The organism is Microcoleus sp. B3-D7, from assembly GCF_036705305.1.
Lineage (GTDB): Bacteria > Cyanobacteriota > Cyanobacteriia > Cyanobacteriales > Microcoleaceae > Microcoleus.
This window is the reverse complement of record NZ_JAUBUE010000001.1, coordinates 243635-263820: the sequence shown is the minus strand read 5'-3', so window position 1 is coordinate 263820 and position 20186 is coordinate 243635. Positions and strand designations below refer to the sequence as shown.

Below are 20186 nucleotides of genomic sequence, written 5' to 3'. Positions count from 1 at the left end.
ATAATGAAAATATTAAGATTTCTTTGGGACTAGGCGAGCGATCGCATCTTAATTTCGCGCCAGCAACAGGGGCACGATATTGAACGATATTATAATTAAGGCTCGGCGATCGCTTCAGGTACGCTCAACCCACCCATTCACTTAGGATTCTGTACCCTTGCCGGCACATCTGTCAGTCCCGCCTTCTGCATCAGCGAAATCACCCCTATAGACAGAATTCCCCCAATAATTGCCCCGACAACTACCAGGATAATAAAGACTTTTTGCAGAGTTTTTTTAGTTGCCGGGTGGTACTGTCTCGGCAATGCTTCACCTTGATCGTCAACTTCTTGCTCCAAGGGGTCTAGGGGATTGGAGGGATTTGAGTTAAAGGGATTGGGCGCTTGATTCATGATTAGTTTGAGTTAAAGGAGATTGACAACTATTTTAACTTGCGATTTAGCCTTGCAGCTTAAATAATACATTGTGGTTTTACTCACTACTCTATAAATTTTATTAAGATTGCTAAAATACGGATTAACCCGGTTTATTGAATAAACCGGGTTTTTCAACATACTAAAAGTTTTATGTCACGCTTCTGCTTTTGACAGGCGATCGAGAGAAATTGTTGCCGCCTTAGATACTTGAGAATTCCTATCTTTTTCTAAGTATTTCAAAGCCGAAACGCTCTTAACACTCGGCAAATTGCCCAAAGCTTCAGCCAGCCTCTGGCGAATCAGCCAATCTTCCGACTGAGCAAAATTGAGGATGCGATCGATCGCCCCAAGATCTTTAATTTCCCCCAAAGCCGAAATTGCCGCCTGCTGGATCACCACTTGCTCGCTGTCGAGAGCTTTCAGCAGCACGTCGCGAGCCCGGGGATCTTTGAGATTTCCCAAAGAAACAGCAGCACTGAAGCGCACCAGCCATTGAGTATCTTCGTAAAAAGCCCGCACCAAAGCATCAAAAGCTCTGATATCTTCCAGATAGCCCAAAGCGCCTGCAGCGTCAGCGCGAATGCCGTAATCCGGGTCTGTTTCTAGCAATTTGACTAGAATGGGATAGCACTCTGCTGTCGGTTTTACCCCGAGAGCAAACACAGCCATCGATCGCACCTGCAAACTTTCGTCGTTCAACACCTTTTTAATCAAAGGCACCGCCTCTGCAGCAGGCACATTCCGCAAGTTGGCCAAAGCCACCATTCGATCGGCGGAATTTTGGCTTTCTAACTTGGCTGCAATTTGCTCTAAGCTTAAAGTTGTCATTATGGATAAATCTTGTAGTAAAACTTTACATTCGGGTTATTTTGATTATAGGCGAGTCTCAGGGGAAAAGCAGGCAGTAAAAACCGCCCAAGGATTTGAGGTTCCGGATTAGTGACACCATTAATCTAAAGCTCAGATTGTATAGAAATAATCAATTAGAAAGTCTATTATTTAAATCCCAAGCACAGGCGAGGTGTTTCTGCCGTTCCCTAAGGCTTTGCCCGATAGTTAGCCGCCCTCTGACAACCTGCAATCAACTATGCCGTTCTACCACCCGCCCTTTTACTCCTCAGCCTTAGAACAAGCGATCGATCGCTACCCCCTCACTGCCGGGCCAGAAACTTCCTTAGCAGTGGCGATCGCCCTGATGAGTCAGTTGCAAAACACTTGTCCCCTAGTCAAAACACCTGTACCTGCAGACCGGGGGGCGATAACCGAAACATCCGCGCCGGAAAAGGTGCGGGCCAGCTGCGTGTTCGTCGTACAGAACCAGCAGACTATTACCACAGGCAACTTATCCGACAACCCCAGCCGCGGACTGTTAATCGGCATATTAACACCCGCCGACCTAGTGAGGCTGATAGCTGCAGGCACAATAGACAACCAGCACAAAGTAGCCCTGCACAAAATACCAATTTCCGAAGTGATGTCCCCGGTGTCGGTCTCCCTCACAGAATCCGATGACCAAGACGTGTTTACCGCTTTATCCTTATTTCGCCAGCACAAGATTCGCTATTTGCCGATCGTCAATCAATTTCGCCACTTGGTAGGAGTGCTGACACGGGAAAGAATTCGCCAAGTATTGCAGCCTTCAAACATTCTTAAATTGCGGCGGGTAGCAGAATTAATGACTACGCCAATTACAGCGCCCCACACCGCCTCGCTGCTGACCATAACCGAACTGATGTCAGAGCATCAAGTCAGTTGCGTAGTGATTACAAAAAACAAAGAATTAACAATGGAGAAGCCCAAAGATGACTATACCTCCATTTTTCACTATTCCTTTCACCAACCGCTGGGAATTGTTACCGAATATGACCTTGTGCAGGCACAGTTTCTCGAACTAAATTTCCAGCAAACCCCAGCTCAAAAAGTCATGAGAACTCCCCTGCAATTTCTTCAGCCTTCCGATTCCCTATGGACGGCGCACAAAGAAATGCAGCAGCAACAAGTGCAGCGGTTGGTCGTCTGCGGGGGGCGCGGAGAACTGTTGGGAATTATTACTCAGACCAGCTTGCTCAGAGTCCTCGATCCCACCGAAATGTACCGAGTTGTCAAACAGTTGCAGCAGTCGGTTTATCAACTGCAAGCGGAAAAAGTTGAACTGCTGCAAAGCCGCAACGCCAAACTGGAACAGCAGGTGCGGGAACGGACTGCCAAACTCCATGAACAATTGCAGCGCGATCGGCTGTTAACTCACATTTCCTTGCGGATTCACCAATCCTTAAACCTCGAAGAAATTCTCAACGCCAGCGTCGATGAAGTCCGCCAAGTTTTGCAAGCTGACCGAGTAGCAATCCTGCATTTAGAGTCCAGCAATTACGGCATTGTAGTGGCAGAATCCGTTGCCGATAATTGGCCTTCAATATTGGGAGAAATCATGCCAGATAATATTTGGCAAGAATCTGCTTCCGTGATCGAACAGGAAATTTATGCGGTTCCAGACCTCGACCAAGCCTGTTTGAGCGCCGAAAAATATGCCCGGTTCCAGCAAGCGCAAATCAAAGCTTATTTGATTGTACCAATTTTGCAAGACGGCAATTTATGGGGGATGATGTGTGTCCATCAGTGTTCCCAATCCCGTCAGTGGCAACCTTCGGAAGTGGATTTGCTGCTGCAACTGGCAACTCAAATCGCGATCGCCATTCAGCAAGCCCAACTCTATCAGCAAGTCCAAAATCTCAACACCGACCTCGAACGCCAAGTCCAAGAACGCACCGCCGAATTGCAGCAAAAAGTTCACGAGCTCCAGCATTTAAACGTCCTCAAAGATGAATTTCTCAGCACCGTTTCTCACGAACTGCGGACGCCTTTAGCTAATATAAAAATGGCTATTCATATGCTGAGAATTTCTCCCACACTAGATCGGCGCCAGATTTATCTAGAAATTTTAGAAACAGAATGTACTAGAGAAACTGATTTGATTAATGCTTTGCTAGATTTGCAGCGGCTCGAAGCAGCAACTTGTCCGATCGACCTCGAACCAGTAAACTTAGAAGTCTGGCTGCCTACTATTATCGACCCGTTTTACACCCGGGCCCACGACCGCCACCAAGATTTGCGAGTAGAGTGCGATCGCCACCTTCCCACGATCAGTTCCAACCGCGCTAGTTTGGGACGAATTTTAGCCGAGCTCCTCAACAATGCCTGCAAATATACTGCCAATGACGGCGAAATTTTTCTGAAAGTTGAGTGCAAAAACGGAGACTGGGAACAAGAAGGACAAAGGACAAATTCGCGACAAGCAAGTGCTGTGGCTTCAGAAATCCAATTTACACTCAGCAATCAATCGTCCATTTCCATAGAGGAATTGCCTCGAATTTTTGAGAAATTTTATCGCGTTCCCAACGCCGATCCTTGGAAACAAGGAGGTACAGGTTTGGGTTTAGCTTTGGTTCAAAAACTTGTCGAACAGTTGCAAGGAAAAATTGAGGTTGAAAGCAGGAATGGCTGGACTAATTTTATCGTCACATTTCCTACCAACCCGGATGAAAATTAATCCGCCATCAGTCAATTTTAGATTTTAGATTTTAGATTTTAGACTTCGGCCTCAGAGGTTCGGCGAGCGCGAGGGGCAAGTCGCGCTCAGTCGAACGATTTTAGATTTTCGATTTACTCCACAGACGCATCTAGGAGATTGAACAAGAGTCTAAAATTTTGGGAGTTCCATGACTCCTGTCGGGAGCTGGTATCCTTTTTTTTGGGGTCATCTTTGTTGGGTCTCACTCTTTTTTGGGAGCTAGTTTGCGGATACGAGACGGTGCTGGTGTCAAATTCAAATATTCATTTTTATCTTCAACAACTGATGATTTTGATGCTGGATACTTCTTTCGTTTAGGGGCATGATTCGCAACTGTGCCCAAGCATGGTATACCAAAATTTTCTAATTGACTGAAAACTTTTTTGACTTCAGAAAAAGGGACTTGGTGAATTGCTACAACCATCAGTATGCCATCGGTGCGCGCCGCTAAAAAATTCGTATCTTTACTGTCCGCCAGCGGCGGCGTATCGTAGATAACTAAGTCAAATTTTGCCTGAAGTTCTTCCATTAGATACTGCATCTGAGATGATGCCAGCCGTCTGGCAGTACCAGGATTCGGGAGACCGGCAGTTAATACAAAAAGATTATCTGCTAGATGCGATCGTTGGATAATTTCATTGGGTTCGTTTTTATTGTCGAGCAAGTTGCTCAATCCCTTGACATTAGGCAGTTCCAACAGCAAGTGCAGGCTGGGCGAATGTAAATTCCCGTCTACTAGCAGCACTCGCTGACCCGCCAGCGCTGCCACGTGAGCTAAGTTTAAAGCAACAGTAGATTTGCCTTCGCCAACTGTAGCCGAACCAATTGCCAAAGAGCTAATCGTTCGATTTGAAGAAAGAAAGCGGATATTAGTATAAAGAGAGTCAAAAGCTTCTATAAATTCCGCAGCATTTTTCTTATTACCCTCTTTTCCTTCAAGATAAGCATAGGCATTAGCAATAGAAGGCGGCAATTTTCTAGCATTTTTGTCCAGAGGAATTGCTCCCAATAAAGGTGCATCAACCGCATCTTTAACGTCATCAGCACAGTAGAAAATATTGCGGAACTTTTCAATGAGGATAGCAGCTCCCAGACCCAAAACTAGCGCTCCAACAACTGCCATCACTAATTTGTTTTTAGCTTTCGATGGAACTGTCATCAGCTCGCCCTTCTCATCTCGCGGTATCCGTGGTTCAGAAATTATTTCCCAAGGTACTTGGCTTTGAGCGGCTTGGACGCGCAGAGTTTCCCGCTGGCTTAAAAGTTGATCGCGGGTGCGGGCGGCTACTTCCAATTGCTGTTGCAGTTCGTTGTAGCGGCGGGCTATGGTGGGGAATTCAGTTGCTTGCCTGTTTAAATTGTTTTTAGTTTGGCTGATTGCCTGAAGGCGAGCTTCTAAGACTTCAACTTGGTTAGCAGTATCAACCAATTGTTTAATCAAGCCTATGCGAATAGAATTTTGAAAATTTTGAACTTTAGAATTAGCTTGGGTGCCTACTAAATTTTGCCCCAAAATTCGATCAGTTTGCTGGTTTAGCAAAGCGACTAAATTTGCCCGCTTGCGCTCTAAAGCTTCCACTATAGGGTTAGCAGATTTAAAACGAGCTGTTTCTACAGCAATCTGACCTTCTACTTCCTTAACCTTGGTCAGCAACTCTTTATATTGAGGTTCTTCGCTTAAAGCGGAAGCGGCAATAGCTTCATTTGGTGTAAAATCTAATTGTTTTTGCAAGTTAGCGTACAGTGTTTTCTGTTCTTGCAGTAGCCTTTGAGTTTCTAACTCTAAAGTTTCTACGGTACGAACTTGCTCCATTAATTGCGCGCCTTGTTCTTGAGGATTGGTAATCTTTTGCTGCTCCTGTATCACCTGTAACTCCGATTTCAGCTTGTTTACGCGCTTATTGAGTCCCGGAAGCTGGTCTTCAATAAATTTAACACCTTCACCAATCCGAGTCTTGCGTTCATCAAGACTGTACTTTAAATATTTCTTTTTAGTTTCTTGTAAAACGAACTCAACTAATTTAGGATCATTGCCCATGAAGCGCACTTCCAAAATTTTAGTCAGCGTCCTCTCATCTTCTCCTATCCGCAAAACGACTAATTCTTTTTGAAGAATTTTCTCGGTAACTTCTGGATATCGTTTTTGGACTTGTTTAACAATAGCCGACAGCATCTGAGGACTCTGGAGAATTTGAAGTTGAGTTGCGTAGTCTAAACTAAAAAAATCTCGATTAGGTACTCCTCCCCCCTCGCTGCGATTTGCTAGGGCAGAGGGGTCAGCAATTCTTGCCTCCGTTGTCACAGGTTCCACTAGCATCCGAAAATCGCCTTGATATGTTTTCTTGCCTCCCTTGATCTGATAAACAGCTCCAGCGCCTACTATACCTATAATCCCAATAATGATTAGGGCTTGTCGCTGAAAAGTCCTCAACAACGGCTTGAGATTCAATCCTTTCTGAGGCTGCGCGCTTAACTCTTCTCCCTCGTCAACGGAAAATTGCTGCACCTGTCGGCTCTGGTTGCTAATGGGTACGATATGAGCGTCCTGTTCTCTTTCCATGTTGACCTCTTTGATATTTTGTGGGTAAAATCAGCTTTCTTCTGCGAGCCTTCAGGTTGATACTTTAAGCATTGGCTTAAGGATATCACACGAAATTATTGGTTGGTCGAGCCCACTTCCTTCTAATAGTTCTCACTACTTTGACATAGTATACAAAAATAACTAAATCCCTATGCCATGCCGGCAGCAAAAGTTCTTTTACAACTGCTGGAGAGTTATATCAGACTGCATTTGGCTCTGCTGCGTTGTGCTTGTATTTCGGGTTTCCGGGGGACGAAGCCAACTTTTTGAGGTGTTGCTCCGCTTCGCGACAGGCGGTGCAATAACTTTACCAAACTTTTACAATTGACCGTAACACCTCAGCCGCCACTTGCGCTGGTATTGGTTTGTCCTCTATGCCTTTTTTCGGTTCAGAGTCAACTGCAGAAGCACTTGTTAACTTACGCGCTAACTGACCGGCTAAAAAGTTTTGCATTTTCCATGTAGATATAATTAGCCACATTCTGCAGATTTTTGGGAACGGCAACTAATCGAATCAATTTCCGAGAAAAATCTGTTTCTTCTTTTAATTATAAACTTTTTGAGGAGTTGGATGAGTGAGCAAGTTTATATACTTAGTTTATCGTCGTAATTATATCACAAACTCATCTCTTTAGTGCCCGACAGACATAAAATTTAATATTTTGTGTTCTCAACCTCGATCAACATCTCGAACAACTCAAGCATTCGGGGTTTGTCTAGCGGGGCGGATGGCGCGGCGCGATTTATGTATTTTCGTAAAAAAACTAGGTTTCTGCGTTCCGAGGCTATTACCCAAACTATCGCTTTGAGTCGCTCTCCGAGCAAACTATAGCAATCCTTTCGGGAAACGCGCAACGGGCTTTTTTTGAATTAACTGATGCAATCAGAAGATGACACATTGTTAAATAAAAAAAATAGTTCGCACAAGATGGGAGGATTGCTATTAATCTCGCTCGAATCAGCTATTGGTAGTGGTTATTTTTCGAGTTGACTAATGACCAACTACTCCTTATTAAGGCTTACTGATTTTGTGCTTTTCTTTCTCGCAGTTTCAACAATATTTCTGCATGAACTTCGCGGGTTATAGGATAAAAATATGTAAGAATCATGCCAGCAATTAAAGCAATTGTGGGCAGTGGCCCGATCGCAACTCGAATCGCAAACAGTGCAGACTCTGGCTGTACGGGTGCAGGCTGTCCCGGAACTGTAGATAGAAATCCAGCTCCTTCTAATGCTTGGCCTACCAACCACAAACCCCCTGCCAATCCGATTTTTTGCAGCAGTACCATAAACGAATAGAAAACGCCTTCGCGTCTTTCTCCTGTTTGCAGTTCGTCGAGTTCGATCACATCCGGTATCATCGACCAAGGTATTAGATAAGCCGTGGAAACTCCGACACCTGCCATGACTGCTAATAGGTACATCTGCAAGACTTGTCCGGGTTGGAGGAAAAACAGTCCGCCTTGGGCAATAATCCACAAACTCATGCCCATAAAATATACGGCTTTTTTGCCGTATCTCTCGCTGACTTTACTCCAAACAAATAGCATGATTAATGCAGTGCCTTGAACTGCGATCGCAACCAAGCTAAAAACGTACTGTGGCTGTTGCATCCAGTTAACAACAAAGTACGGAATAATAGTAGCAGTCAACTGCACTCCCAGCCAAGAAAAAAGATAAATTCCAATTACGTACAAAAAAGGGCGATTGCTAAATGCAATCTGCAACTGTTCTTTCAGTGGCAAGGATGTAGAATTATCAAGTTCTGCGTTTTCTAGTAGTTGAGCTGCGACGTGCTTGCGAGTTCCCAAAACGCACCAGTACAAAGGTAAGACAGAGATAACTGCAGAGATTGCACCTAAGACTAAATATTGTTGATTCGGGTTCTTGTCAAATACAGCAAAGATAATTAGAGCTAAAATTAATGAAAAGATGCTGCCGCCAATGGAGAAAGCAAATCGAAAACTATTAAGGCTAGTGCGTTCGTTGTAGTCTTGAGTAAGTTCTGGAGTCAGGGCGGTGTAGGGAAGATTGACAGCCGTGTAGGCAGTGTTGAACAAAATGCTGATCGCAACATAGTACCAAAATAACACTGTGTGATCTGTGCTAGGTACAATCCACTGCAATAAGAAGAATATACCGAAGGGAATTCCACCATATATTATCCAAGGATATCGGCGGCCCCAAGGGTGAGAAGTGCGATCGCTCAAAACCCCCACAATCGGGTCATTTATGGCATCCCAAACCTTGCCAACTACCAAAATATTGCTGGCTAAGCCGGCAGGTAAACCAGCGACATTGGTAAAGAAAACTAGGAGGTAAAATGCTAAAACATTAGCGGTAATTGCCGGGCCGAGGTCGCCGGCACCGTAAGCTAATTTTGTTGAAAAACTGAGTTTTTGTGTTGCGGGATTGTTGGCGGCTGGTTGAGGCGGGGAAGTGTTGCTCATAAACTTTGATTTCGGGATGTTTTTACAGTCACAGTCTTTCCAGTAGGAGTATAACTCACGCTACGCCCTAATACTAAGTTTTTTGTAGCGATCGGGACAAGCTTGAACATTTGGTAATTTATAATTGCGTAATTGGTAATTGATAGGTTGATGGGGGCAGGCTTACGAGATTATTTGTCTTAGGCAATTATTCTTAGTAAAACCTGTTCCAACTTAAGGAAACAATTGCGAAATCTGAACTTCTATTTCTGGAAATGCCAGCATTGACAAAACATCATCTTCATTAAATACTGTTTCTTGTCCGTAGTTTGCCTCGCCCGGTTCGCGAAAAACATAAGCTTGCCGCGTGTTAACATCAAGTATCCAATATTCATTAATTCCTGCCTTAGCATAAGCCGGTGCTTTTCGCTTGCGGTCTGTTTCTAAGGTGGTATCAGCTATTTCTACTAATAAGAAAATGTTGGCGGGTGCGGGATGAAAATCTTGGTACAGCCGGGGGTCGATTTGCACTACAGCAATATCCGGTTCAGGTTCTGAATTATAACTTAGAGCGATCGGGTCTTGAAGGCGAATTAAAGCAAGTCCTGCCAGCAGACTTTTTAGATAGTCGTCTGCACAGAGATTAGTTGCTGCGTGTGGAGGATTTTTTGCACTCATTGAAATAATTTGCCCGTCTATTAATTCGACTCGTTCATCGGGATTGAGAATCCCTGTTTCGGTCATGCGGCGATATTCCTCTACAGTCCACAAGCGTAAATCTGTTACAGTCATGGCACAATTTCCTGGGGCGATATTATCTATTCTCGATTCACATTCTAGTTTTTCTTAAATTACTCGGTCAACAATCTCGATTTAGCTGTAATTGCTCCCACACACCACAAAATGGCATTGACAATTTCCGATCGCTGAATATCTTCTGCGTCTAAAAAACTTGCAAACTCTTCCTCAATATTCAAATGGTCTGCAAAATCATAAAGTATGCGCTTGTATTCCGTTGGCATCGGTATTAAAGTAGCTTTCACTAAATCGAAAAGCGCGTTCAAACAGTTGAGGATAGTAGCTGACTCGTCAAAATCTTCGGCATCGAGCAAGTACAGCGTTTCTGCAATGTCGCAAATAGCGTCTATTTGTGTGGGTGGCTTTCCCACTTCGCTGACATCGATATTGCACAATTCGAGAGCGTTAATCGCTAGTTCTGGACGGGTAAAAAATACAAGTTGACCGCCGGCTACTAAGGGCGGCTCTTGTTCTCCATAGACAATTAGAGTATATAGATTTGGTGTTTCGGTGCCGGGGTCGATCCGGAAACCGAACAGCCACAACAATTTTTCTGTATTTGGGTTCGCTGTTTGCAGTGTTGTTGGGAAAGTTTTTGGTTCTGACATGAATTTTTAATCCTTATAATACGCTCTTAAACTCGGTTTATACGCAAGGTTTTTTAATAAAACTACAGAGAAACCGGGTTTATAAGGCAAGAGTGCGTAAATTTTTTATCCTATAAATTTTGCTGGATTATGTCGCAGCATTCGGCAACCGTTGCTCTTTCTTCCATTGCAGATACTAAGGCTTCGTAAGCTGATTTGTGGCTTTCGATCAGGTTTTTTGCTCGCAGCAAACCCCAGTTTTGTTTGAGTTGAATCTCGGAACTGGGACGGCGCAGTTGTGTTAATATTGCACTAATTTTGGTGCGGTCTTCTGCTCCTCCTTCTGCACTGCCGTAAACAAATTTTTCGGCGACTATTCCGGCCATCCACACGGTGCAGTATTGGTCTAGAAGTTGGGCGGAAAGAGTGCCAGTTTGGAGTTGAGATGCTAATTGTTCGTCTTCAAATCGGACGCCACCTTGGGCTGTTTGACCTTGTTTAAATGCTTCCCAAGCGTTGAGGGCGTAACTGGTTACGGGAATTCCCAACAGGTACGCGACTAAGAAGTGTCCGGCTTCGTGGTGAAGGATACGATCGCGCTTTTGTTTGGAAGTTCCCCCCAGCCAATCTAATAAAATAGTACCGCCTTGACCTTGCCACTGGAAACTGTCAAGGGTGGCTAGCCCCAACAGGCAAAAAGTGGCGATCGCAGGTACGGCTTCTGGCAAGTTGAATAGGGGCCCCAACAATATTGAAACGGTGATGGCAAAGATAGAAATAGCAATAATATTCAAAGAAGTGTCTTTCATAATGGGGAATTGGTAACTGGGAATTTGTAATGGGGAATTTGTAATAGGGAATTGGTAATGGGAATTGGTTTTAGAGGTAAACTCAGGTACGATCGCGCGATCGGTTTGGCAGCGTCGGGTCGATCGCAGCACCCGGGACTTCCGAGAAAAACACCACCTTCCAGTTTGACTGAAAATTGTCCCTCCGAAGCCACCGATATTAAAAAGATATTAAAATAAATCAAAGTCCAGTAAAAGTGTTAGTGGAATCCTTCATGTCAGTTTTGGCAGCGATCGCAGTTTTAGGTATCTTGATTGTCGTTCACGAACTCGGCCACTTCCTGGCGGCGAGACTTCAACACATCCACGTCAACCGCTTCTCTATCGGTTTCGGGCCCATCCTCTGGAAGTACCAAGGCCCGGAAACTGAATACGCCCTCCGCGCCTTTCCCCTGGGAGGTTTCGTGGGTTTCCCGGACGACGATCCCGAGAGTACAATTCCCCCAAATGACCCGAATTTGCTCAAAAATCGCCCCGTGCTCGATCGGGCGATCGTCATTAGTGCAGGGGTAATTGCCAACTTAATTTTTGCTTATTTCCTGCTGGTGGTGCAATTGACAACTGTCGGCGCTGCTGAAATGAACTACCTACCGGGAGTTAAAGTCCCGGTAGTCGCCGCAGAAGTCAGTTCGGCCGCGAAACAAGCGGGAATTCGATCGGGCGACGTTGTTCTGTCTGTTGACGGCAAGGAATTGGGCGCTTCCCGCGAAGCAATCAAATTATTGGTAACAGAAATCCAAGATCATCCCAACCAACCCCTAGCGTTGGAAATTCAGCGCCAAGAACAAAAATTTGTGGTGACAGTCACTCCCGAACAGTCCCCCGACGGCAAAGGTCGCATTGGCGTGCAGCTAACTTCTAACGGCACTGTCGTGCGGCAGAGGGCAGGAATTGTAGAGGCGTTTAGCAAGGCAGCCAAAGAATTTGAGCGGATTGTGCTGCTGACTGTTCAAGGTTTTGGGCAGTTACTTAGCAATTTCAGCCAAACTGCCGACAAGTTGTCCGGGCCTGTGGCGATTGTGGCGATTGGTGCAGGGATTGCCAAATCGGATGCTGCTAGTTTGTTTCAGTATGCTGTGCTAATTAGCATCAATTTGGCTGTGATTAATATCTTGCCTTTACCTGCTTTGGACGGCGGCCAGCTAGCTTTTTTGTTAATCGAAGGACTCCGGGGTAAACCTTTACCGAACCGGATTCAGGAAAATGTGATGCAGACGGGTTTGGTGTTGTTGCTGGGTTTGGGAATTTTCTTGATTATTCGGGATACAGCTAATTTGGCTGGGATAGATTTTCGATTTTTGAGGCAATAGTAAATGAAGAAAGAGGGAAGAGGTAAGAAGGAAGAAGGAAGAATTATGTCTGATTTTCCGTTGGCCTATTTTCCTATTTTTCCCTCTACTTTTTTTCCTACGCAAGCGAGGCAGAGCCTCTGGTTATGGGTTCCCCGGTCGTGCCTGGGAACCAGTTAAAAACAAATAACTAATGACTAATAACTAATAAATAATGACTAATGACTAATGACTAATGACTAATGACTAAAAAGTTAAGTTTAAAACAACGATCACTCGAAATTCTGATTCGCCTCAAACGCCTCTATCCAGAAGCTCCTTGTACTCTCAACTACGAAACTCCCGTGCAGTTGCTGGTGGCGACGATTCTCTCGGCTCAGTGTACGGACGATCGAGTAAATCTGGTAACGCCGGCTTTGTTTGAGCGTTTTCCCGATGCGGTTGCTTTGGCAAATGCTGATATAGAAGAACTCGAAAGTCTCGTGCGATCGACTGGTTTCTACCGCAATAAGTCTAAAAATATTAAAGGTGCTTGTCAGGCGATCGTCAATAAATTTAACAATCAAGTGCCGCAGCGGATGGAACTGCTGCTAGAATTGCCCGGAGTTGCCCGCAAAACGGCTAATGTCGTTCTCGCTCACGCTTTTGGTATTAATATGGGCGTGACGGTAGACACTCACGTCAAACGTTTGACTCAACGGTTGGGATTGACGGAACATACCGATCCTACAAGGATCGAGCGGGATTTGATGATATTGTTGCCGCAGCCGGATTGGGAAAATTGGTCGATTCGGTTGGTTTATCACGGCAGGGCAGTTTGTAATGCGAGGAATCCGGTTTGCAATATTTGTGAACTTGCAGATTTGTGCCCTTCTGCTAATATTACGCACGGGTGCGTCAGTGCCGAGGCTAGCAACTAGCATTAAAATATAGAATCTGACGCACCTTACAAGTGCTGAAATGAAGAGTTTATAAATGAACTCGATAGGTCGATCGTTTTTTGAGTTTGCTATAATTATTGTCAACAGCTTAATGCTAAGGAAGTAAGTATATGAGTATTGCGATTTCCCTCAGTCCAGAAATAGAGGCACTACTTCGTGAAAAAGCCACTCGGGAAGGACAAGATATTAGCCTTGTTGCTGCCCAATTGCTAACTCGGATATTAGAATGGGAAGCCCGAGACTCTGAAGAAGCTATTGAGGGTATTCAGCAGGGGTTAAATGATTTTGAGTTAGGATGGTTCCGTTCTTTTGATGAATTTGCTAAATCACAGCGCACCAAGTACAGTTTTCCAACAAACTGATGAGATATCTCATTGAAATTTCTAGCGTTGCAGAAGCACAAGCGGATAGTGCATTCCTGCTCTTATCTCAGATGACATCACCAGAGAAAGCAAGGGAGTGGTATGAGGGATTGTTGAAGGCGATCGAGTCTTTATCAGCGATGCCAAAACGCTGTCCTATCGCCAGGGAAAATCAATACTTCAGTAAATAAATTAGGCAGTTACTTTACGGTAAAGGGCGCAACTCATACCGCATTCTTTTCACTATTGCCGAAAGTGAAGATGTGTCCGCAGTTCGCATCCTCCACATTCGACACGCTGCACAACAAACTCTTGGCGAGAACCAAGAGTAGTTCCTAGGGTGCGTCAGCTCGAATTCGAGCAACTGTCGATCGCACAATATTAGCTGAGGCACTCTGCAAATGATATAAGTTGTTGGGTGTAAATAAAAATATTTAAAACTAAAGTTATCCAAAAAGACAAAAATATAGTAAAATAGTAGATTGTGATTAATCTAAGGATATCAACAGATTATGGCTAAGAAGAGCATGGTCGAGCGCGAGAAAAAGCGCCAGAGACTCGTAGACAAGTACGCCGACAAGCGGGAAGACCTGAAAGAGCAGTTTGACCAAGCTAACAATCAGATGGACAAAATGGCGATTCACCGCCAACTGCAACAGCTACCCCGCAGCAGTTCGCGGACTCGCTTGCGGAACCGCTGCTGGGCAACTGGACGGCCCAGAGGTTACTATCGTGACTTCGGACTGTCTCGCAACATGATGCGAGAAATGGCTCACGAAGGTCTTTTGCCCGGTGTTGTGAAGTCTAGCTGGTAGCACGAGAAAGAAGGAAGAAGGAAGAAGGAAGAAAAAAACTCACAATTAATCGGCAGGATTAGGTTTGGGGTTGATTTTTGTTTCAGACTTATGAGTTAAATTTTCCTCCTTCTTGCTTCACTGACCACAGCATTTATCGATGCCGAGACTTTCGAGTAACAAGTCGCTGACGGCGTTGGCGATCGCAAATTCGCCGTAGAAGCTTTTAGAAAAATCATAGGCCTGCATTTCGGTGACGATCGCAATTACGAGGCTGCCCAAGTCGTTTTCGCCTTCCATACGCTGGCGGACATAGATTTGGGCAGCTCTTTTAGCTATTTGCTGGTTGGCTGCTTCTGGGATAAACTCGGAGTCTAGCCATGCCAGCAGCGTTTGTTGGAGCCATTGGCCTTCTTGTTCGGGGTTTTGGGCGGGCGGTAAGGTAATAGGTTCGATGATTTCAGACATGATTATTCCTAATTGCTAATGTTGACTTTGAAAAGTTAACTGAGAAATGACAACTGATAAATATATGCAATATGATATACCGACAATTATACAAGGATACGCGCAAGGCTATTTCTTGATGGCAAATGACGGCGAGGAGAGTTTGGGGTGGTATTCGAGCCGGCAGCGGGCGCTGATTCCCCTGGATGAAAGATTTACCTATCCGAAATCCCTGCGTCGCCAAATCAATCAAAATCGATTTTCGGTGGCTGTGAACCGCGATTTTGGGGCGGTGGTTGAGGGTTGTGCCGATCGCGAAACGACTTGGATTTCTAAGGAGCTCAAGAAGATTTACTGGGGTTTGTATGAGGCCGGTTGGGCTTACAGCTTCGAGACTTGGTGCGGGGACGAATTGGCGGGCGGTATTTTAGGATTGTCTATCGGCGGTGCGTTTATTGGGGAGTCGATGTTTTACCGAATTCCCGAGGGTTCTAAGGTGGCGATGGTGAAGTTGGTGGAGAGATTGCGCGATCGATCTTATCTGCTTTTCGACGCTCAAATGAACAATCCGCACTTGGAAAGATTCGGCGCTTATACTGTTAAGGAAAAACTGTACAACACTCTTTGGCAAGCAGCTTTGAAGCGCCGCTGCTCGCTATTTTGAAAGCTTTGAGCTAATACCAAAAGGCCGCCAGGGAATGAATTGCATGGGACTTTTAGCTAAAGTCCTCGCTATGAGGACTAAATGAGTTCTTCAGTCCTCTTGAGAGGACTTTAGCTTTGAGGCAGGGAATTCATTCCCTGCCGGACTGCCGGACTCAATGAAAGACTGTTAAATTGGTACTAATGGACATTGCCATGTCCTTGCCCGTAGCTAAAATCTTCAGTCCCAGTATAATGTTTCTCAAGTATACAAATCGAGCAAAAAGCAATGGTAGATCCAGTCAGCGCGGGTGTGGTTTGGTTATTGGTCGGCCCTATTTTGCAAGACTTGGCTAAAGCAGCTTTAGACGACTACGTTAAAGATTTTTTTAAAGGTTGTATTAAAGATGTTGAAGGACTTGCAAAAAAGCCCTTCGCTCAAAATGCTGTTCGCGATGCCCTCAAAGCCTTTATTATATTGTTTGAGCAGGAATTAGAGCCATCGCACTTAGATAAAAAACAGATCCAGCAATACCTGCAACCGTTACGCCAATTTCTAAAACAACCTGATGTCAGGCAAGTTTTGGGAACTGCGTTTCAAGGCAATTGTAAATATTTAGACACTGGTATTTTAGCTCAGCACTGGCAAAATTTGCGCTTGCAACATCCGGTGCGACAGAATTTACCCACCTTCACTCGGATTGTACCGGCTAATCTTTTTCAGGGAAAACTGGTTTCCTCGCTTCCCGATACATTTAGTTGGGAACAAGTCGCAGAAAAGTATCTGAAAAGCGTTAAATTAATTATCCAGCAAAATGCCGAACTGCGACAAATTTTAAACACAAATCAATTTGCCAGCATGGAGCGCAGTCTCGCAACAATTGCTCCGATTCCCGCTGAATTTAACTTAGCAAGTTATCAACAAGGACTGCGAGAACTCTATGAATATTCGTTGAATTTAGACAAGTTAGATAATAGGTCTGGAGAATACGAAGAAAAAGTGACAATTAAAGAAATATTTATTCCCCAAAACGCGCGATCGTGTCAGGAATATTTGCCGAAAGATTATGAATTGCCCAAGGAGATTCAAAAGCGATTGCGGGAACGGGGGGACATAGCACCCGAAGTCCGTCCAGAAGATTTGGAACGCTACCAAAAAGCATATACTCAACAGCAAACTCGCTCAGTGCTTGACGTGATTGATGATGTCACTTACCGTTATCTAGTAATTCTAGGCGATCCGGGTTCTGGGAAATCTACGCTGTTAAAATATTTAGCGTTTCAGTGGGCAAAATTATCTGCCAATGACTTGTCATTGCACCCGATTCACTTACTGATTGAATTGCGGAAATACAATCGCAGTCAAGATGAAAAAAAATGCGATAATTTTCTAGAATTTATCGAGTGCGACTCTAGTCGGATCGACCATTTAGACAAAAATATCCTGCACGAATGGCTGCAAGCTGGCCGCGCTGTCGTCATGTTTGACGGGCTAGATGAAGTGTTTGAGTTGGAAAAACGCAATCGAATTGTTGACCAAATTCATAGCTTCACTCAAAAATATCCAAGGGTGAAAACCATCGTTACTTCTCGCGTTATTGGCTACCAGCAGCAGCGACTGAAAAATGCCGAATTTCATCACTTTATGCTGCAAGATTTTGAACCGGAACAGATTCAAGAGTTTATCCAGAAGTGGCACGATTTGACATTGATAGATCGCTTAAAAAAAGCGGCTCTTTTAGAACGCTTGCAGCAAGCGATTGCGGCCTCGAATTCAATTCGAGAATTAGCCGGAAATCCGCTGTTGCTGACAATGATGGCAATTCTCAATCGCAATCAGGAGTTACCGCGCTTTCGGGCGAAACTCTATGAAGAAGCATCAAAAGTGCTACTGCATACATGGGACTTTGAAGTGAAAGAAAAACTAAATAATGACAGAGTTGACCCTTATCTAATTGATGAAGAAGTTAAACAAAGTATCTGCGGGCGAATCGCCTACACAATGCAGTCTAGTAGCAAACAATTAGGAAATATTATTAGTCGCCAGGAGTTGCGGCAAACTATTACTGATTCATTGACCGGCTTGATGGGAACTGGGGCAACTGCTTGTGCTAAGTTGATGGTAGACCAACTGCGCGATCGCAATTTTATTTTGTGCTTCTTGGGTGGATACAATGAGGATTATTTTGCTTTTGTCCACCGTACCTTTTTGGAATATTTTTGTGCTTGGGAGTTTGTCCGGCAATTTGAAAAACAAAAAACGCTTGAGTTAGATGGTTTGATTGAAGTTTTTAGAGAGCATTGGCGAGATGAGTCTTGGCATGAAGTGTTGCGTTTAATGGCGGGAATGCTGGTTGCTAAATTTACAGGTTACATCCTGGAATATCTGATTGGTGAAAATGGGGAAGCAGACAAGTTTAGCAATCTCTTTTTGGCGGCGCAGTGTGTTTCCGAAGTCAAGAATAGAAATGAGATCGCTGCTATTGCTAGTCAATTGCGCGATCGAGTTAAAGAGTTAACTAAATACGGAAATATCACTGGTTTTACACCTCAAGAATATAACAGCCTAGTTTATCAAATTCGCAGACAAGCAGTAGCAGCAGTTGCATCTACTTGGAAAGATGACCCACAAACCTTACCTTGGCTCAAACAACGCGCTCAATCATACGATAATTCGGATGTGCGACGTGCAGCAGTAGAAGAATTAGCACGGGGGTGGAAAGATGACCCAGAAACCTTACCCATTCTCAAACAATTGGCTCAATCAGACTATGATTTGGATGTGCGACGTGCAGCAGTAGAAGAAATAGCACGGGGGTGGAAAAATGACCCAGAAACCTTACCTTGGCTCAAACAACAGGCTCAATCCGACCATGGTGTGACTATGCGAGAAGCAGCAGTAGAAGAAATAGCACGGGGGTGGAAAGATGACCCAGAAACCTTACCTTGGCTCAAACAAAGCGCTCAATCAGACTATGATTCGGATGTGCGACGTGCAGCAGTACAAGAATTAGCACAGGGGTGGAAAGATGACCCAGAAACCTTACCCATTCTCAAACAACTAACTCAATCAGACGATTATGCGACTGTGCGACTAGCAGCATTACAAGAATTAGTACGGGCGTGGAAAGATGACCCAGAAACCTTACCCATTCTCAAACAACTGGCTCAATCAGACGATGGTGCGACTGTGCGACTAGCAGCATTACAAGAATTAGTACGAGGGTGGAAAAATGACCCAGAAACCTTACCCATTCTTAAACAACGCGCTCAATCCGACGATAATTGGTATGTGCCACGTGTAGCAGTACAAGAAATAGCACGGGGGTGGAAAGATGACCCAGAAACCTTACCTTGGCTCAAACAACGCGCTCAATCAGACGATGATGCGAATGTGCGAGAAGCAGCAGTACAAGAATTAGTACGGGGGTGGAAAGATGACCCAGAAATCTTACCCATTTTCAAACAACTGGCTCAATCAGACGATAATTCGGCTGTGCGACAAGCAGCAGTACAAGAATTAGCACGGGGGTGGAAAGATGACCCAGAAACCTTACCCATTCTCAAACAACTGGCTCAATCAGACGATAATTCGGCTGTGCGACAAGCAGCAGTACAAGAATTAGCACGGGGGTGGAAAGATGACCCAGAAACCTTACCCATTCTCAAACAACGCGCTCAATCAGACGATGATTGGCCTGTGCGACAAGCAGCAGTACAAGAATTAGCACGGGGGTGGAAAGATGACCCAGAATTATTTGAGTTATTGTGCGAGGTTGCTATCAATGACCCCTTCGATCATCGCGGCAAGTACCGTTGGCGTAACCCGCGGCAAACAGCTCTTGCAGCTATGATTGAGTTATATCCCGATCGCCCTGAAACTTTAGAACTTGTGCGAGATCGCGCTCAGAATGATTCTGACGAATTTTTCCGCGAATTTGCCCAGAAAAAATTGGCAGAATTAGAACGCCAATGAGCGATATATTCGATCGCCGATCGCCATTTTTTCTAATTTTAGGAGTCCTTGGGTGGGGGCGGGTTTATGATATTATGGGTTTTAAACATAGATGGTTGGTAAAACCAGTCCAGACAAAATTATCAATTACCAATGATAAATTGCGGGTTGAACAATATCTATGTGAGGGCGGGTTTCACCAACAATAATTGCCTAAAACCAATAATCTGGTACACCCGCCCCCACCAGATGACAAATTAAAAGGTACATTGCTAAGCGCTCCCGATAGCATTTAAGCCGGAATAAATGCTAAGAAACCCGGTCGATCGTAGAAATCTGGTTTCGGGGAATTGGGGTTATTTATGCTTTTAGGACTTACGCATCAAGACCAAAGAAACCGGGTTTTTTGCCGTTTGGCCGACTGTAACGAAGTATGCTCGTAAAAACCCGGTTTCTGACCACCCGTGCGTAAGTCTTATTCTTTTCACGGCGAACGGGGATATTTGCTCGATCGCCCCCTGCTCAAATT

At 44.7% G+C, this 20186-nt stretch carries 17 protein-coding genes; 9 read left to right on the top strand and 8 right to left on the bottom strand.

The features are described 5' to 3' along the window. Positions 1-137 precede the first annotated feature (137 nt). Both QUB25_RS00960 and QUB25_RS00955 read right to left on the bottom strand, forming a co-directional pair. The gene (locus QUB25_RS00960; RefSeq protein ID WP_006633832.1) at positions 138-392 is read right to left on the bottom strand and encodes a hypothetical protein; all 255 of its coding nucleotides are present in this window, start codon (positions 390-392) and stop codon (positions 138-140) included. A gap of 177 nt (positions 393-569) precedes the next feature. Beyond that, complete coding sequence (locus QUB25_RS00955; RefSeq protein ID WP_333181610.1) at positions 570-1244, bottom strand: HEAT repeat domain-containing protein; 675 nt, start codon at positions 1242-1244, stop codon at positions 570-572. 259 nt (positions 1245-1503) lie between these two features. Here QUB25_RS00955 and QUB25_RS00950 point away from each other — a divergent pair, with 259 nt between their 5' ends. Beyond that, the gene (locus tag QUB25_RS00950; protein ID WP_333181608.1) at positions 1504-3963 is read left to right on the top strand and encodes a CBS domain-containing protein; all 2460 of its coding nucleotides are present in this window, start codon (positions 1504-1506) and stop codon (positions 3961-3963) included. A 223-nt stretch (positions 3964-4186) separates the two neighbouring features. On the opposite strand, the gene QUB25_RS00945 is transcribed toward QUB25_RS00950, so the two are convergent. The 5 genes from QUB25_RS00945 to QUB25_RS00925 form a co-directional block, all read right to left on the bottom strand. Continuing rightward, the gene (locus tag QUB25_RS00945; protein ID WP_333181606.1) at positions 4187-6544 is read right to left on the bottom strand and encodes a polysaccharide biosynthesis tyrosine autokinase; all 2358 of its coding nucleotides are present in this window, start codon (positions 6542-6544) and stop codon (positions 4187-4189) included. 1040 nt (positions 6545-7584) lie between these two features. Further along, positions 7585-9015 (bottom strand): MFS transporter, encoded by a 1431-nt coding sequence (locus QUB25_RS00940; protein ID WP_333181605.1) that lies wholly within the window; start codon positions 9013-9015, stop codon positions 7585-7587. A gap of 213 nt (positions 9016-9228) precedes the next feature. Next, positions 9229-9786, bottom strand: coding sequence for a Uma2 family endonuclease (locus tag QUB25_RS00935; protein ID WP_333181603.1), 558 nt, complete (start codon positions 9784-9786; stop codon positions 9229-9231). A gap of 59 nt (positions 9787-9845) precedes the next feature. Beyond that, on the bottom strand, positions 9846-10400 hold the full coding sequence (locus tag QUB25_RS00930; RefSeq protein ID WP_333181602.1) for a hypothetical protein: 555 nt from the start codon (positions 10398-10400) through the stop codon (positions 9846-9848). A 110-nt stretch (positions 10401-10510) separates the two neighbouring features. Next, positions 10511-11188: an ATP-dependent Zn protease gene (locus QUB25_RS00925; protein ID WP_333181600.1), complete on the bottom strand. Its 678-nt coding sequence runs from the start codon at positions 11186-11188 to the stop codon at positions 10511-10513. 57 nt (positions 11189-11245) lie between these two features. Here QUB25_RS00925 and QUB25_RS00920 point away from each other — a divergent pair, with 57 nt between their 5' ends. From QUB25_RS00920 to rpsN, 6 genes are all read left to right on the top strand, one after another. Beyond that, a complete protein-coding gene (locus tag QUB25_RS00920; protein WP_333181598.1) occupies positions 11246-11407 on the top strand; it encodes a hypothetical protein in 162 nt (53 codons plus the stop codon). Between the two features lie 35 nt (positions 11408-11442). Next, positions 11443-12537, top strand: coding sequence for an RIP metalloprotease RseP (gene rseP, locus QUB25_RS00915; protein ID WP_333181596.1), 1095 nt, complete (start codon positions 11443-11445; stop codon positions 12535-12537). 221 nt (positions 12538-12758) lie between these two features. After that, a complete protein-coding gene (nth, locus tag QUB25_RS00910) occupies positions 12759-13436 on the top strand; it encodes an endonuclease III (RefSeq protein ID WP_333181594.1) in 678 nt (225 codons plus the stop codon). Between the two features lie 131 nt (positions 13437-13567). Then, complete coding sequence (locus tag QUB25_RS00905; protein WP_333181592.1) at positions 13568-13819, top strand: hypothetical protein; 252 nt, start codon at positions 13568-13570, stop codon at positions 13817-13819. Then, positions 13819-14010: a hypothetical protein gene (locus tag QUB25_RS00900; protein ID WP_333181591.1), complete on the top strand. Its 192-nt coding sequence runs from the start codon at positions 13819-13821 to the stop codon at positions 14008-14010. Before QUB25_RS00905 ends, QUB25_RS00900 begins: the two co-directional genes overlap by 1 nt. A 321-nt stretch (positions 14011-14331) precedes the next feature. Continuing rightward, the gene (gene rpsN / locus QUB25_RS00895; protein WP_333049990.1) at positions 14332-14634 is read left to right on the top strand and encodes a 30S ribosomal protein S14; all 303 of its coding nucleotides are present in this window, start codon (positions 14332-14334) and stop codon (positions 14632-14634) included. A 117-nt stretch (positions 14635-14751) separates the two neighbouring features. On the opposite strand, the gene QUB25_RS00890 is transcribed toward rpsN, so the two are convergent. Then, complete coding sequence (locus tag QUB25_RS00890) at positions 14752-15081, bottom strand: hypothetical protein (protein ID WP_333096388.1); 330 nt, start codon at positions 15079-15081, stop codon at positions 14752-14754. 46 nt (positions 15082-15127) lie between these two features. Between QUB25_RS00890 and aat the strand changes: the two genes are divergently transcribed. Next, positions 15128-15724, top strand: a complete 597-nt coding sequence (gene aat / locus QUB25_RS00885; RefSeq protein ID WP_445251917.1) for a leucyl/phenylalanyl-tRNA--protein transferase — start codon at positions 15128-15130, stop codon at positions 15722-15724. A 267-nt stretch (positions 15725-15991) separates the two neighbouring features. Next, positions 15992-19678, top strand: coding sequence for a HEAT repeat domain-containing protein (locus tag QUB25_RS00880; protein ID WP_333181588.1), 3687 nt, complete (start codon positions 15992-15994; stop codon positions 19676-19678). Positions 19679-20186 lie beyond the last annotated feature (508 nt).